The organism is Streptomyces sp. NBC_00250 (assembly GCF_036192275.1).
Taxonomy (GTDB): Bacteria; Actinomycetota; Actinomycetes; order Streptomycetales; family Streptomycetaceae; genus Streptomyces.
The window spans coordinates 1,138,605-1,151,615 of the sequence record NZ_CP108088.1; the positions used below are offsets into that span (position 1 = coordinate 1,138,605).

11 protein-coding genes are annotated in these 13,011 nt (G+C 72.3%); 3 read left to right on the forward strand and 8 right to left on the reverse strand.

Annotation, left to right across the window (positions count from 1 at the left end; genetic code table 11):
- Positions 1-91 precede the first annotated feature (91 nt).
- Positions 92-604 (forward strand): SgcJ/EcaC family oxidoreductase, encoded by a 513-nt coding sequence (locus tag OG259_RS05010; RefSeq protein ID WP_328941073.1) that lies wholly within the window; start codon positions 92-94, stop codon positions 602-604.
- On the opposite strand, the gene OG259_RS05015 is transcribed toward OG259_RS05010, so the two are convergent.
- The 3 genes from OG259_RS05015 to OG259_RS05025 form a co-directional block, all read right to left on the reverse strand.
- On the reverse strand, positions 567-2,006 hold the full coding sequence (locus OG259_RS05015) for a sensor histidine kinase (RefSeq protein ID WP_328941074.1): 1,440 nt from the start codon (positions 2,004-2,006) through the stop codon (positions 567-569). The genes OG259_RS05010 and OG259_RS05015 overlap by 38 nt on opposite strands.
- Positions 2,003-2,713 carry a response regulator transcription factor gene (locus tag OG259_RS05020; protein WP_328941075.1) on the reverse strand — a complete coding sequence of 237 codons (711 nt, stop codon included), beginning with the start codon at positions 2,711-2,713 and terminating at the stop codon, positions 2,003-2,005. Before OG259_RS05020 ends, OG259_RS05015 begins: the two co-directional genes overlap by 4 nt.
- Before the next feature lie 152 nt (positions 2,714-2,865).
- Positions 2,866-3,357, reverse strand: a complete 492-nt coding sequence (locus tag OG259_RS05025) for an SAM-dependent methyltransferase (RefSeq protein WP_328941076.1) — start codon at positions 3,355-3,357, stop codon at positions 2,866-2,868.
- A 326-nt stretch (positions 3,358-3,683) separates the two neighbouring features.
- Between OG259_RS05025 and OG259_RS05030 the strand changes: the two genes are divergently transcribed.
- Positions 3,684-5,339 (forward strand): FAD-dependent monooxygenase, encoded by a 1,656-nt coding sequence (locus OG259_RS05030; RefSeq protein WP_328941077.1) that lies wholly within the window; start codon positions 3,684-3,686, stop codon positions 5,337-5,339.
- Positions 5,340-5,345: 6 nt separating this feature from the next.
- On the opposite strand, the gene OG259_RS05035 is transcribed toward OG259_RS05030, so the two are convergent.
- The 3 genes from OG259_RS05035 to OG259_RS05045 all read right to left on the reverse strand — a co-directional run bounded on the left by OG259_RS05035 (position 5,346) and on the right by OG259_RS05045 (position 9,700).
- Complete coding sequence (locus OG259_RS05035; RefSeq protein ID WP_328941078.1) at positions 5,346-6,992, reverse strand: glycosyl hydrolase family 8; 1,647 nt, start codon at positions 6,990-6,992, stop codon at positions 5,346-5,348.
- A gap of 146 nt (positions 6,993-7,138) precedes the next feature.
- A complete protein-coding gene (locus OG259_RS05040; protein WP_328941079.1) occupies positions 7,139-8,350 on the reverse strand; it encodes a serine hydrolase domain-containing protein in 1,212 nt (403 codons plus the stop codon).
- Between the two features lie 279 nt (positions 8,351-8,629).
- Positions 8,630-9,700 (reverse strand): AI-2E family transporter, encoded by a 1,071-nt coding sequence (locus OG259_RS05045; RefSeq protein ID WP_328941080.1) that lies wholly within the window; start codon positions 9,698-9,700, stop codon positions 8,630-8,632.
- 136 nt (positions 9,701-9,836) lie between these two features.
- On the opposite strand from OG259_RS05045, the gene OG259_RS05050 reads away from it, so the two are divergent.
- Positions 9,837-10,529 carry a hypothetical protein gene (locus OG259_RS05050; protein WP_328941081.1) on the forward strand — a complete coding sequence of 231 codons (693 nt, stop codon included), beginning with the start codon at positions 9,837-9,839 and terminating at the stop codon, positions 10,527-10,529.
- 46 nt (positions 10,530-10,575) lie between these two features.
- On the opposite strand, the gene OG259_RS05055 is transcribed toward OG259_RS05050, so the two are convergent.
- Both OG259_RS05055 and OG259_RS05060 read right to left on the reverse strand, forming a co-directional pair.
- Positions 10,576-12,108 (reverse strand): serine/threonine-protein kinase, encoded by a 1,533-nt coding sequence (locus tag OG259_RS05055; protein WP_443051916.1) that lies wholly within the window; start codon positions 12,106-12,108, stop codon positions 10,576-10,578.
- A 5-nt stretch (positions 12,109-12,113) separates the two neighbouring features.
- Positions 12,114-12,911, reverse strand: a complete 798-nt coding sequence (locus tag OG259_RS05060; protein ID WP_328941082.1) for a serine/threonine protein kinase — start codon at positions 12,909-12,911, stop codon at positions 12,114-12,116.
- Between the last annotated feature and the right edge of the window lie 100 nt (positions 12,912-13,011).

Consider the following 13,011-nt stretch of genomic DNA (forward strand, 5'->3'; position numbering starts at 1 on the left):
GGTTGTACGGGCGCTGTACCGGGCGACGCGAGAGTGGCCGCACACGAACGCAACGGCGTTCGGCGGACGTTCACCTGACGCAGGAGTCCCGATGAAGCCCATATCCCGTACCCGTGCCGTCCTGGCCGCCGGACTCGCCGTGGCGACCCTCGGCACCCTCACCGCCGGCGTCGGCATCGCCCAGGCGGGCGAGAAGGACAGCAGGCGCGGCAAGGTCGGTGAGCGGGAGATCGCCGGCCTCTTCGACCGGTGGAACGCGGCGCTGCGGACCGGGGACGCGGAGAAGGTCGCCGACCGGTACGCCGAGGACGCCGTCCTGCTGCCGACCGCCTCGCCCCGGATCCGTACCGACCACGCGGACATCGCCGACTACTTCGAGCACTTCCTCCAGAAGAAGCCGCGGGGCGAGAAGATCCGCTCGGTGATCACCGTCCTGGACGAGAACTCGGCGATCGACGCCGGCCTCTACCGCTTCCACCTCACCGACCCGAAGACCGGCACCACCCAGGCCGTCGAGGCCCGCTACTCCTACGCGTACGAGAAGCGGGACGGCCGGTGGCTGATCGTCAACCACCACTCCTCGGTGCTGCCGGCCGAGGGCTGATCCACCGGGGCGCCTCGGCCGGCGTCCGCAGCCCGATCCGTACGCACAGTCCGCCGCCGGGCGCGTCCCGGAGGGCCACCCCGCCGCCGTCGTCCGTGACCAGCTGCTTGACGATGGCGAGGCCGAGACCGGATCCGGTACGGCCGGTCAGCCCCTGGCCGCGCCAGAACCGGTCGAACGCGCGGGCCTGTTCGGCGGCGGACATGCCGGGGCCCTGGTCGAGGACCTCCAGGACGGCCACGTCCTGACCTCCGGCGTCCACCCGTACGGTGATCGTCCCCCGGTCGGGGGAGACCTCCAGGGCGTTGGAGAGGACGTTGTCGAGGACCTGGTCGAGGTTGCCGGGCCCCGCGAGCACCCGGAGCCGGTCGTCGGCGTCGCCGGTGAGGACGATGGTCACGCCGCGCTCGTCGGCCGCCGGGCGCCAGACGTTCAGCCGTTCCTCGACCAGCTCGCGCAGGGGCAGCGGTTCGGGCGCCGACACCTTCGCCTCGGCACGGGCGAGCACGAGCAGGCCGCTGACCAGGCGGCTCATCCGCACGACCTCGGCGGTGGCCTGGTCGACGTCCTCGCGGACGAACTCGTCGTCGACCCCGTCCGCGATGTTGTCGAGCGAGAGCCGCAGCGCCGTCAGCGGCGTACGCAGCTGGTGCGAGGCGTCCGCGACGAAGATGCGCTGCGAGGCGACCAGGGTGTCGAGCCGCTCGGCGCCCTGGTTGAGCGTACGGGCCAGGGTCTGTGTCTCCTGGGGTCCGGTCACGGGTGAGCGGGCGGTGAGATCGCCGTCGCCGAAGCGGCTGGCCATGTCGTTGAGCTGGCGCAGCGGCTTGGTCAGCAACCGGGCCACGATCGCGCCGAGCCCGGCCGCGACCGCGAGCACGCCGACCGCGAGAACGGCCCGGAAGCCCCAGATCCGCCAGAGCCGGCCGGTGAGGTCGGCGGTCTCGTACCGGATGCGCACCGCGCCGACGATCCGTTCCTCCCGCGCCACGGCCTCCCCGCGCGCGTACACGGGCACGGTGACCACCAGCTCGGGCCCCCACACGAGCCGCGAACCCCAGTCGACGGTGGTCCTCCCCCGCCCGAGCGCCTCGCCGAACGCGGGGTCGTCCGGGTCCGCCGGCAGGGGCAGCGTGGGCACGGCGCTCGTGCCGTCGGCCGCGACCACCTCGACGGTGCCGGGAGTCTCATCGGCGTACGCCCCCGCCATCCGGGCCAGCGCCTGCCGGGCGGGCTCGTCCCCGTCCCCGAGCAGCAGCGCCATCGTGGTGGCCTCACGGCGTACGGACTCCTCGGTGTCCCCCCGCAGTTGCGCGGTGAGCGTGAAGGCGACCGGCACGGTGAAGGCGGCGAGGGCGACCGCGACGAGCGCCACGTAGCTGACGATCAGCCGCTTGATCACGCGGGTTCCGGTCGGACCGATTCGACGGCCTCGGCGGCCTCGGCGGCCTCGACGACCAGTCTGAAGCCCACTCCGCGGACGGCCTCGATGGACACCGCCCCGGCCAGCTTGCGCCGCAGCCCCGCCACGTGCACGTCCAACGTCTTGGTCGGGCCGAACCAGTTGGCGTCCCAGACGGCCTCCATGATCTGCTCGCGGGACATCAACGCGCCCGGTTCCTCGGTGAGGAACGACAGCAGGTCGTACTCCTTGGGCGTCAGCGCCACCTCCGCGCCGTCGAGCCGGACTCGCGCCGCCTTGCGGTCGACGCTCAGCCGGGTCCCGTAGCACTGGGGCCCCGCGGGCCGGTCCGCCGGCCGCACACGTCGCATCACGGCCCGGATCCTGGCGATCACCTCGCGCACCCCGAAGGGCTTGGAGACGTAGTCGTCGGCCCCGATCTCCAGGCCGACGACCCGATCGGTCTCGTCACTGCGGGCGCTGATCACGATGATGGGTACGTCTCCGCGCCGCCGGAGCGCCCGGCAGACATCGAGCCCGTCGGTGTCGGGCAGGCCGAGATCGAGCAGCACCAGGTCGTACGGCGCGGTGACGGCGAGACCCGCCGCCCCGGTGGTGACCCACTCCACCTCGAACCCGTAGCGCAGCAGCCCTCGCCGCAGGGACTCCGCGACCGGCTCGTCGTCTTCCACAAGGAGTACACGCACGGGGAAACCCTAGTTCGAGTTCCGTATGCGCATGCACCACCGTGAGGCGGGGCTCGGCGGTCCGACTCGCACCGCTCCCGGCCCCCGGCCCCCGGCTTCCGGCTCCCGGCTCCCGGCTCCCTGCTCCCTGCTCCCTGCTCCCTGCTCCCTGCTCAGTAGTAGTGACGCATGATCTCGTCCGCCCAGGCGGGCTGGGTGGTCGGGCCCTGGGGGCCGAACTCCGTCATGTACGGCTTGATGTCGAGGACCGGCGTGCCGTCGACCGCGTCCAGGCCCCGCACATGAAGGTCGAGCCCTTCCGTGCGGAGCAACCGGCAGCGGGAGACGCCGATGCGGTTGGGGCGGTTCTTGCCGCGCTGGGCGAAGATCCCGACCAGCGGCCACTCCGTGTTGCCGCGCGGGTGGCGGGCGCCGGTCTGCACGGCGTCCGGTCGTACGCGGTCGAAGTGGTAGACCACCTCCAGGTGCGAGAAGGCGTCGAGACCGGCGAGCGCCTCGGGTCCGAAGGCCTCCGCGTCCAGCCGGATGACCGACACGACGTCGCCCCACTCGTCGTCCCGCACCTCGTCGCGTCCTCCGACGACATGGCCCACCGGGTGGGAGACGACTGTCGGCAAGGTGTGCCGGGTGTGCTCCTGTGCCATGGGTTTCTCGTCCTTCCTCCGACCCCGAGGGGTGCCCGACCGGCACCGTACCGCTCCTCGAACGGCCGTCGGATGCCGGGCCCGTGACCCGGATCGGGACCCTGGCGCGGATGCGCTCGGCCTGTGGCCCGACAGGGACGCCGGGCGTGCCCGTCCGGGTCCGTGCACCGGTCCGGTAGGCCTCGCCGCAACGGCACTACCGACCGGTACGGCATTCGTACGCACGCGCGTACGGCCGCCCGGGCGCACGGCTCGCCGAACGGGCGGCCCCGGGTGACCATGGAATGCGGGCCCTGCCCGGAAGCCGGCCAGCACTGGAGGAACCCGTGGCGCACTCCGGCACCACCACCGACGTACTGATCGTGGGCGCGGGGCCGGTGGGCCTGAGCGCCGCCGCCGACCTGCGCCGCCACGGCGTGCGCTGCCGGCTCGTCGACCGGCTGCCGGCCCGGCTCCCGTACGCGAAGGCGGTCGGGATCCAGCCGCGCACCCTGGAGGTCTGGGACCGGATGGGTCTGGTCCGTGCCGTCCTGGAGTCCGCCGTCCCGATGCGCGGCCAACTGACCTATGTCAACGGCAGGGAGGCGGCGCGGCTCGACCTGGAGCTGCCTCCGGAGGTGCCGTACGGCTTCGCCGCGCTGCCGCAGTACGAGACCGAGCGGCTCCTGGAGGAGTACCTCGCCGGGCTCGGGACGGTCATCGAACGCGGCACCGAGCTGGTCTCGTTCACCCAGGACCCGGACGGGGTCACCGCGCGGTTGCGCACCGCGTCGGGGGCGGACGAGGAGCTGCGGGTCCGCTATCTGGTCGGTTGCGACGGGGCGCACAGCATCGTCCGCAAGACGCTCGGCCTGTCGTACGAGGGCGGCGCGTTCCCGGACACGTACATGCTCGGCGACGTCGAGACCGATGCGGACTGGGGCCTGCCCCAGGGGTACGCGCTCCGCTCCGAGCACCGCGCCGACGACGGTTCCCTCGACGACGTGCTGGTCTGCATCCCGTTGCCGGGAGCGGGCCGCTATCGGATGTCCATGAACGTCCCGCCCGAACTGGCCGCACCGGTGACGGCGTCGGACGGTGTCGCCCACGGTCTCGACGGCGGAGACGGTCCGGAGCTTCCGCACCTGCAGGCGGTCGTCGACCGGCTGGCGCCGCGCCCCACCCGGCTCTCCGGTCTCCGCTGGTCCTCGGTCTTCCGCGTCAGCCACCGCATCGTCGACCGCTACGGCGAGGGGCGGGTGTTCGTCGCGGGCGACGCCGCCCACATCCACCCGCCCACCGGCGCCCAGGGCATGAACACCGGTGTCCAGGACGCCGCCAATCTGGCCTGGAAGCTCGCCCTCGTGGTGCGGGGCGAGGCCGGGCCCGCGCTGCTCGGCAGCTATGACGCCGAGCGCCGACCGGTGGGTGAGGAGGTCGTGGGCCGTACCGTGCGGCACTCCACCCGGGGGTTCGAGGACGACCCGACCGACCGGCGGACGCTGATCCTCCGCGAGGCCCAGCTGCTCGTCGGCTACCGCGACGGTCCGCTCGCCGACGTGCCGTACGGCCCGGTCGACGCGCCCCAGCCCGGCGACCGGGCCCCTGACTGCGCCGGGCTGACCACGCCGATCGCCGCCTACCCGCTGCGACTGCTCGACGTGCTGCGCCGGCGTCCGGGGCATGTGGCCGTGCTGTACGGGGCCGAGGGCGCCGAGCTGGCCGCCGCGGCGGCGGAAGCGAGGGCCTGCTGCGGGCTGCTCCCCCTCGACGTCCTCGCCGTACTCCCACGGACCGGCGATCCACAGGCTCCCGTTTCCCTTGGCGTTCCGGCGTACCGCGACGCCGCCGGGGAGTTCGCTCGGCTCTATCTCCCCGACGGCGCCACCGGCTTCGTCGTACGCCCCGACGGGCAGCTCGCCGCCCGGTTCCCGCTCGGCGGGACCGCGGCGGCCCTGTCCGGCTACCTCAGGGCGCTGCCCGTGCCGCTGGGTCCTGTCTGACGGGCCCTACGGGACCCAGTGGTTGCCCGAGGCCGTGATCATGACCTGGAGCTGGATGCTCGCGGAGAAGTAGCTGCTGGTGTCGATCGGGGTGGCCAGCATCTTGTTCCACAGCGCGTCCAGCCAGGCCTGGCTGCCCGAGTCGGTCATGGCCGCCACCGCGAACGGCGCGAAGAAGGCCGCCTCGCTGCCCGCGGAGATCTGGGTGCCGTTGAGCTTGTAGCCGATGGCGATCTTGTTCGGGTCGCCGCCGGTCTTGGTCTTGATCCAGCTGTTGAGCTTCCGGGCGGCCGCGAGCGAGGTGGCGTCACCGCTGGTCACCGCGTCGTCCGCGATGCGCCAGGGGGTGCGACAGGCGTTCCACCAGTAGGCGCCGTCGTTGGGGTCCTCCAGGACCTCGCCCGGTGCGGGCTTGGGCGTGGTGTTGGTGTCGACGACGAAGTCGGGGAGGAGTCCGGTGCCGGAGGCGTAGGTCGACTGGAGGCGGGAGATCTGGGTCTGGTGCGCGGTGCGCACGGCGTCCCAGGTCGTGTCGCCGGAGGCCGTGCGGAAGGCGCGGAAGTGGTCGACCATCCAGTCCGAGGTACGGGTGATGTAGTAGTACTGGTCGCCGGAGCTGCTCCAGTCTCCGAGCTTCAGGAGCTTGGTGGTCGGGTTGAGTTCGTCCTTCTTGATCGCGGCGATGTGCTTGAGCGCGAGGTCCTTGTAGTTGTAGGTGCCGGTGCTGCCCCACTGCTTGTCGGCGAGGAGCAGGCCGTAGGCCACGTCCATGTCGCCGTCGGTGGCGCCGTCACCGCCGTTGACGCTCTTGCAGGCGACGTCCTGTTCGGCGGCGAGCAGGTTCGGGTTGACGGAGGACGGGTGGTCGATCTTCCACTTCACGAGGCCGTCGAAGATCTTCTTCGCGTCGGGGTCGGCACCGGCCATGGTCGCGGTGACGACCATGCCGTAACCCTGCGCCTCGGCGACGTACGGGTGGTCGGCGTCGGGCGAGATGATCTGGTACCAGCCGTTGCCGCAGTTCTGCCGGACGAAGGCCGACTTCCACTTGTTGTAGTACTCGACGACCTTCTGGTCGATCGTGGCCTGGGAGCCGGAGGGCTTCAGCATGCCGGCGGTGTAGGGCTTGAGGTGGCTGCCGAAGGGGACGGCCGTCCCGCCGCCGCCCCCGCCGCCGGTGGGCGCGCCGTACACCTCGAACTCCCAGAGGGAGTAGCCGTACGCCGTGCCGCGGCCGGTGCCGTACATGCGGACGTAGCGGCCGCTGCCGGAGACCGTCAGGTCATCGGTCGCGCCGTCACCGGCGGTGGTGGAGTAGACGTCCGACCAGGTCGACCCGTCGGCCGAGGTCTGTATCCGGTAGGTCTTCCCGTACGCGTCCTCCCAGTTGAGCTTGATGCGGGAGATCGTGTGGTCGGCCCCGAGGTCGATGCGGATCCACTGCGGGTCGACCCCTTCGAGGCTCGCCCAGCGAGTGCCCGTGTTTCCGTCCACCGCGAGACCGGGCCCGAAGGCCGAGGTCTCGACGGACGAGGCCGTCACCGTCTTGCCGGTGGACACCGGACCGTCGGCGGCCTGTGCCTGTGGCAGCACCGTCAGGGGCAACGCCAGCAGACCTGCGAGCCCGAGAAGCGAGACGCTTCGTCGACGCATGACAACTCCCTTTCCCTCCATGGCCAATGGTTAGGAAATATTCCTAACCATTGGCCGGGAGAGTAGAGAGACCGGCAGTCCCGCGCAAGACCCCGCACGACAACCGGGACGCACCCTCCGGTGCGGGCACTGCATTTGACGGTTCGTCAGTTCGCGCACAGCGCCGTGTCGACGACCGCGTCCGCGCTGGTGAACCCCTTCGCCGTGGGCGGCTGGAGGGCGGTGACGGCGATCGTGGCGGCGCGCCCTCGGTCGGTGACTCCGGGGTAGGTGTGATAGCCGGGAATGTTGCCGCCGTGTCCCCACATCACACCGCCACAACTGAGCGGCGTACTGATGAGCCCGAGGCCGTAACGGCTGCCGGGCGTGGATCCGGAGCCGTCGTCCGGGATCTCCACGGTGGTACGCATCTGGGCGAGCTGCGCGGGCTTCAGGAGCTCGCCGCCGATCAGGGCGGAGAAGAAGCGGTTGAGGTCGCCCGGGGTGGAGACCAGCTGCCCCGCCGCCCATCCCCACGACGGGTCGATCCTGGTGATGTCGACCAGCGGCGCACCGGGCCCGCTCGCGTGGTAACCGCGAGGGTGCGCCTCCCGGATGCCTTCCTCGCCCACACCGGGGAAGTAGGTGTGCCGCAGCCCTACGCGATCGACGACCCGCTTCGTGATCTGCTCGGCGATCGGGCGACCGGTGACCTTCTCGACGAGCAGCCCGGCGACGACGTAGTTGGTGTTGCTGTACGACCAGCGCGCCCCGGGGGCGAACTCGGCCTTGCGCTCCAGGGCCACGTCGAGCAGAGCGCGGGGCTGGTAGTAGGTGTGCCGCTGTTCGCCGAAGACCCGGTCCATCAGGACGCTCGTGTACTCGGGCAGACCACTGGTGTGCTGCAGCAGCTGGCGGACGGTGATGCGCCGGCCGTCGATGCCGTCGCCGCGCAGCAGACCCGGCAGATAGCGCTCGACGGGGGCGTCGAGCGCGACCTTCCCCTCGCCCACCAGCTGCAGGACCACCACGGCCGTGAAGGTCTTGGTGTTGCTGCCCACCCGCACCTGCCCGTCGACCGGCACCTTCGCCCCGGTCCCGAGGTCCCCGACTCCGGCGGTGTGGTTCCGGGTCCGGCCGTCGCGCCCGGTGGTGGCGAGGAGGGCCGCGGGGAAGCCGTCCTCGGTCACCACGCGCTCCAGACCCGCACGGACGGCGTCGCGCGGCCCGTGCGCCGGGGCGGACGAGGCCGCGGTCGCGGGCACCACTGCGGCGACGGCCAACGCGGCGGCGATCGCGGCCACGGCGCCGGCCCGCCCGCGGCGCCCGGACGGCCCCGTTCCGTCGGTGGGCCGGCTCTTCCGCGTACGCATGGACATGAGTGAACTCCCCTGCTCGACAGGCCGGTCACCTCGCTGCGCCGGCTCCGCCAAGCCTCGCCGTCCAAGATCAACGGAACCAACCTGCCAGCTCCTGCATCCTCCCTGGGGACAACCCCACGCCCCCGCGGGGGCTGGACGCCGACCCCTCCGTTCCGTCCCGGGACCGCCGCCGGTCAGATCGCCCCCGGTGCGGGGGTGCCCGGCAGCCAGGTCCACATCCGACCTGTCGGCACCGAAGTGAGGTGGTGAGGGCTCCGCGCCCCTCACCACCCCGCATCAGCCCTCCGGCGGCGCCGCCGCACGGGCCTCCCGCAGCGCCGTGTGGACCGACCAGACCACCGAGACCAGCGGTACGGCCACCACGGCGCCCACGATGCCGGCGGCGATCGAGCCCGCGATCACCGTGATCGCCACGACCAGCGGATGGAGGCGTACGGCCCAGCTCATGACGATCGGGTGCAGCAGATGGCCCTCGATCTGGCCGATCACCACGATCAGGCCGACCACGATCCCGGCCACCAGCGGCCCCTGTGAGGCCAGCGCCACGACGGCGGCGACCGCGAGGGCGATCGGCGAGCCGATCAGGGGCACGAACGCGGCCAGGAACTCCAGGAGGGCCAGCGGAACCGCCAGCGGAACGCCGAGGAGCCACAGGGCGATCCCGACGAGCACCGCGTTCACGGCCGCCACCAGGACGATCCCGTGGGTGTAGCCGGTGAAGGTCCGCCAGGCCGCGCCCCCGCCGACGGCCACCCGGTCACGGACCGACGCGGGGAGCTGTTCCTTGAACCAGGCCCACTGCCGGTCGCCCGAGTGGATGAAGAACACCGCGGAGAACAGCGCGAGGGCCAGGGTCGTCAGCACGGCCACCACATGATGGGCGCCGCTCAGAGCCGTACTGACCAGGGTCGAGCGGTGGCTGGAGAGGAACTGTCCGATCCTGGCCTGGAGGTCGGACAGCGCCCCCGGCTCCAGCCGGAACGGCGGCCGCTCCAGCCAGTCCTCGATCCGGATGATCCCCGTACGGAACTCGCGCACGAGGGTCGTCCGCTCCCCCGCCACCGCCTCGCCCACCAGCGCCAGCACGCCGAGGACGAGCGCGATGCTCCCCAGCACGGTGAGGGCGACCGCGAGCGGCCGGGGCAGCCCGCGGGCGACCACGTCGGCCAGGGGGCGGAGCAGTGCGGTGATCACGAGCCCCAGGAACACGGCCACGCCGATCTCGTGGAAACGCCCGAGCACCGCGAACAGGCTGTAGACGAGCGCGCCGACGACGAGCAGTCGCCACGCGTAGGCGGCGGCCGTACGAAGGAAGGGGGTGACCGTCGGTGCTGTGCCTGGCTGCATCCCACCGACCTACCACCCACGGCGACCACCTGTCGTGAGGATCACAGGTCCGATGCCGGGAACTCCGCCGATCGGCGGTGCGGCCCTGGAAAGAATGGGCGCTCGATCGGAGTCCTCACTCTCGGGGGAATGTGACGTGTCCAGGCTGAACCGATGGTGTGCCGTCCTCGCCGTGACCGCCCCGCTGGCGCTCGCCGGCTGCAGCAGCCCACCGCCCGCACTGGAGTTCGGGACGGCCGAGCCGTCGGGCCCCCGGCTCGCCGCGCAGCCCGCCGCCAACGGCTCGCTGCCCGTGGCCCAGTGGCCGAACGCCTGCGAGGTGCTGAGCGACACGGAGATCCACGCGATCCTGCCGCAGGCGACCGACTTCGAGCGCGAGCCGTTGAAGGTCACCATCATGAACTTCAACCCGCTGGCCGAGTCCGCTCCCGGTACGACCGGCGACGTGGCCGCCGGCGGCTGCTCGTACAAGTTCGGGCTCCCCTCCGAGTACGAGAGCAAGCGCAACAGCAGCATCAAGCTGACCTTCACGGCCATCGCCGACCCCGCCCTCGTACGGGAGAGCTACGCCGAGGACATGAAGGACGCGCGCGAGCAGGCGACCCGGCTCAAGAAGGAGTTCCGCGACCTCGGGGCCGCGCTGGGCGCGGAGGGCTGCTTCCTGCCGGACCTCTCGGAGGGACCGACCTGCTTCCGGGGGCCGTACAAGTTCGAGGTGGACGGCATGTCCACGGCGGACGGGGTCGGGGAGTACCCGGAGTCGAACAAGAACTGGAGCGACAAGGTCCTCACCCACGTCGCCCGGACGGTCAGCGCCCGCATTCCGTAGCGCTCCGCGCCTTCCGTGGCCTCCGCCCCGTCCGTGCGTCCGTCCGTCAGGAGGCGGGGCGTGGGCATCGCGGGAGCACCGGGCGGTCCTTCGTCCGGACCGCCGGCAGCCAGGCCTGCCGGGCGGGCCCGCCCGGCAGGCTGACGCGGAACCAGCGGGTCGACTCCAGGTCCTCCTCGTCGATGATCGGCTGACCGCGGGGGACCTCGCAGTCGGCGTCGAGGAGGTCGCCGTGCCAGACCCGGGTGGGGACGACGTTCTCGGCGGTGTACGGCCGCAGGGGGTCGATCGCCAGGCCCAGACTGCACTGGGGGTCCCGGTCGGCGCGATCCTGGCAGCCCCGCTCGGCGTTGAACACCCGGATGCGGACCGGGGATCCCGCGGAACCTTCCCCCCGCCCGGGCCCTCCGTCCCGTCCCGCGTACGTCCACGTCGCCGCGGCGACCGCCCCGCACACCGTGGCGGCGAGGAGCGCGGCCCGGGCCCGGCGCCCCTTTCGTACGGTACGGAGCGTCGGCGCGAGCCCTCGTGGCTCGTGGGAGGAGATCCGCCCGCGCAGACTCTCGGCCGTGTGCGCGGCGCGGTCGGCGTGGGTGGGGGCGAGGCAGTCGGCGGCCAGGGCCCGCCAGAACTCCGGGACCGACTGGTCCATCCGGAGCGGCGCGCGCCCCTCCGCGTACTCCTGGACGGCGGCTCCCCGCGCCATCGGCGTGGCGCCGGTGAACGGCGGGGCACCGGACGCGAACACCTCGTGGATCACGATGCCCAGGGCCCAGATGTCGGCGCTCGGCCGGACCTCCACGCCCAGCTCTCCCAGCGGCGCCTTCCACCGCTCGGGCGGGAGGTAGTCCAGGGTGCCCATCGGGGGCGCGTATCCGTGCGTGCCGGTCAGCTCGGTGGCGAGCCCGAAGTCCGAGAGCCTCACCGCACCGTCCTGGCCGATCAGGACGTTCTCCGGCTTGAGGTCGGCGTGCACCCAGCCGGCCGCGTGCAGATGGGCCAGGCCCTCGCAGATCCCGGCGATCAGCCGACCGCCCTCGGCCTCGGTCAACCCGGCGCCGGTCGACCAGGCCTCGGTCGACTTGACCTCGGTCGACCTGACCTCGGTCGCCTTGGCTTCGGTCGACTTGGCTTCGGTCACGCCGGCCGAAGTCGCCCCGTGGCCGCTCGCCCCGGCGCCGATCAGGTCCCGCAGAGTGCAGCGGGCGCGCTCCATGACCAGGACGATCGCGCCGTCCAGCGCCGGATGTCCGGGTGAGGTGAGCACGAACGAGTCGATCAGTCGGACGAGCCGGGGATGGGCTGCCCCGCGGCCGAGTTCGACCTCGCGCCGGGCCGCTTCGGCCACGCGAGCAGCTTGGCGGGGCGCGAGTCCCGCGGTCGGCATGACCTTGAGCGCGACCTCGTCCCGCGCCGCGGACCCTTCCCCGTCGGCCGCCGGCCGGCCCGCGTACACGGTCGCCCAGCCGCCCGACCCGATCGGCTCGGCGACCAGCCAGTTCCCCAACCGGTAGCCCTCGGGCAGGAGTTCCGTGCGTTCACTCCCCCACGACGTGCCCCGGCCCCCCACCGGCACCACCGCCCCTACCGTCCCCGTGCGGCCGGTTCGGCCCGGGGCGGCAGCAGTGCGAGGTGCTCCTCCCGTACGATCCCGAATCTCAGCGCGACACCGACCACGGCCTCGCGCTTGCCGTGCCGGCGGTCCCCCCGGCCCGCGTCGGAGACCTGACCGCCACCGACCCTCAGCTTCTCCTCGGCGAGGTAGTCGATGTGCGAACTCACCGCCCGGGGAGTGAGCTTGGCGCAGGAGGAGTGCCCTCTGAGCCGTTCGACGACCTGCGGGGTCGTCGGCACCGCCACCGGGGACTGGTCGCGTAACCAGGGTTCGCAGAGCGCGGCGAGGACCAGGAAGTACGTGGCCGTCTCGTCGAGCGAGTACGCCGTGACCGTACGGCTCTCCCAGGAGCCGCCCATGCCGTGCGGATCGAGGTAGACGTGGTCGGGAGCGAACACCTGGAAGGAGACGGTGGTGTCACGGCGCGTGGGGAGCACCACCCGGGAGAACTCGAACGGGATCGGCGCACCGGCCCGACGGGGAGGCACCCGCAGGTACTCGCCCGCACCCTCCGGGTTCTCCACGAGATAGCTGTGGGTCGTGCTGTGATTGCTCAACTGCCAGTGGTCGTCCGTGACGCGGATCTCGCCCGCCAGGCGGGAGATCGCCTCGTCGGCGAGACGGAGCTCGACCGGGGTCCGCGACGAGCCGCGCCCGAAGCGCGCCCGCTCCCCCGGGCCCAGCCTGAGAGTCACCGCCTCGCCGTACGGCTCTCCGTCGACGACGCCGCCGCTCCCCTGCGGCAGATGGACGACTATGCCGCTCACCGATCCCCCCGTCCCGCGCGTAGACAGCTGTCATGCACACAGAACGCTACCGGTAGTACGCGACGGTTCACCGTATGGCATCGGCCACTTCCGTGACCCG

Coding starts and splice junctions, on each gene's coding strand:
- OG259_RS05010 (WP_328941073.1), top strand. CDS start 92: ATGAAGCCCATATCCCGTACCCGTGCCGTCCTGGCCGCCGGACTCGCC.
- OG259_RS05025 (WP_328941076.1), bottom strand. CDS start 3,357: ATGGCACAGGAGCACACCCGGCACACCTTGCCGACAGTCGTCTCCCAC.
- OG259_RS05035 (WP_328941078.1), bottom strand. CDS start 6,992: ATGCGTCGACGAAGCGTCTCGCTTCTCGGGCTCGCAGGTCTGCTGGCG.
- OG259_RS05040 (WP_328941079.1), bottom strand. CDS start 8,350: ATGTCCATGCGTACGCGGAAGAGCCGGCCCACCGACGGAACGGGGCCG.
- OG259_RS05045 (WP_328941080.1), bottom strand. CDS start 9,700: ATGCAGCCAGGCACAGCACCGACGGTCACCCCCTTCCTTCGTACGGCC.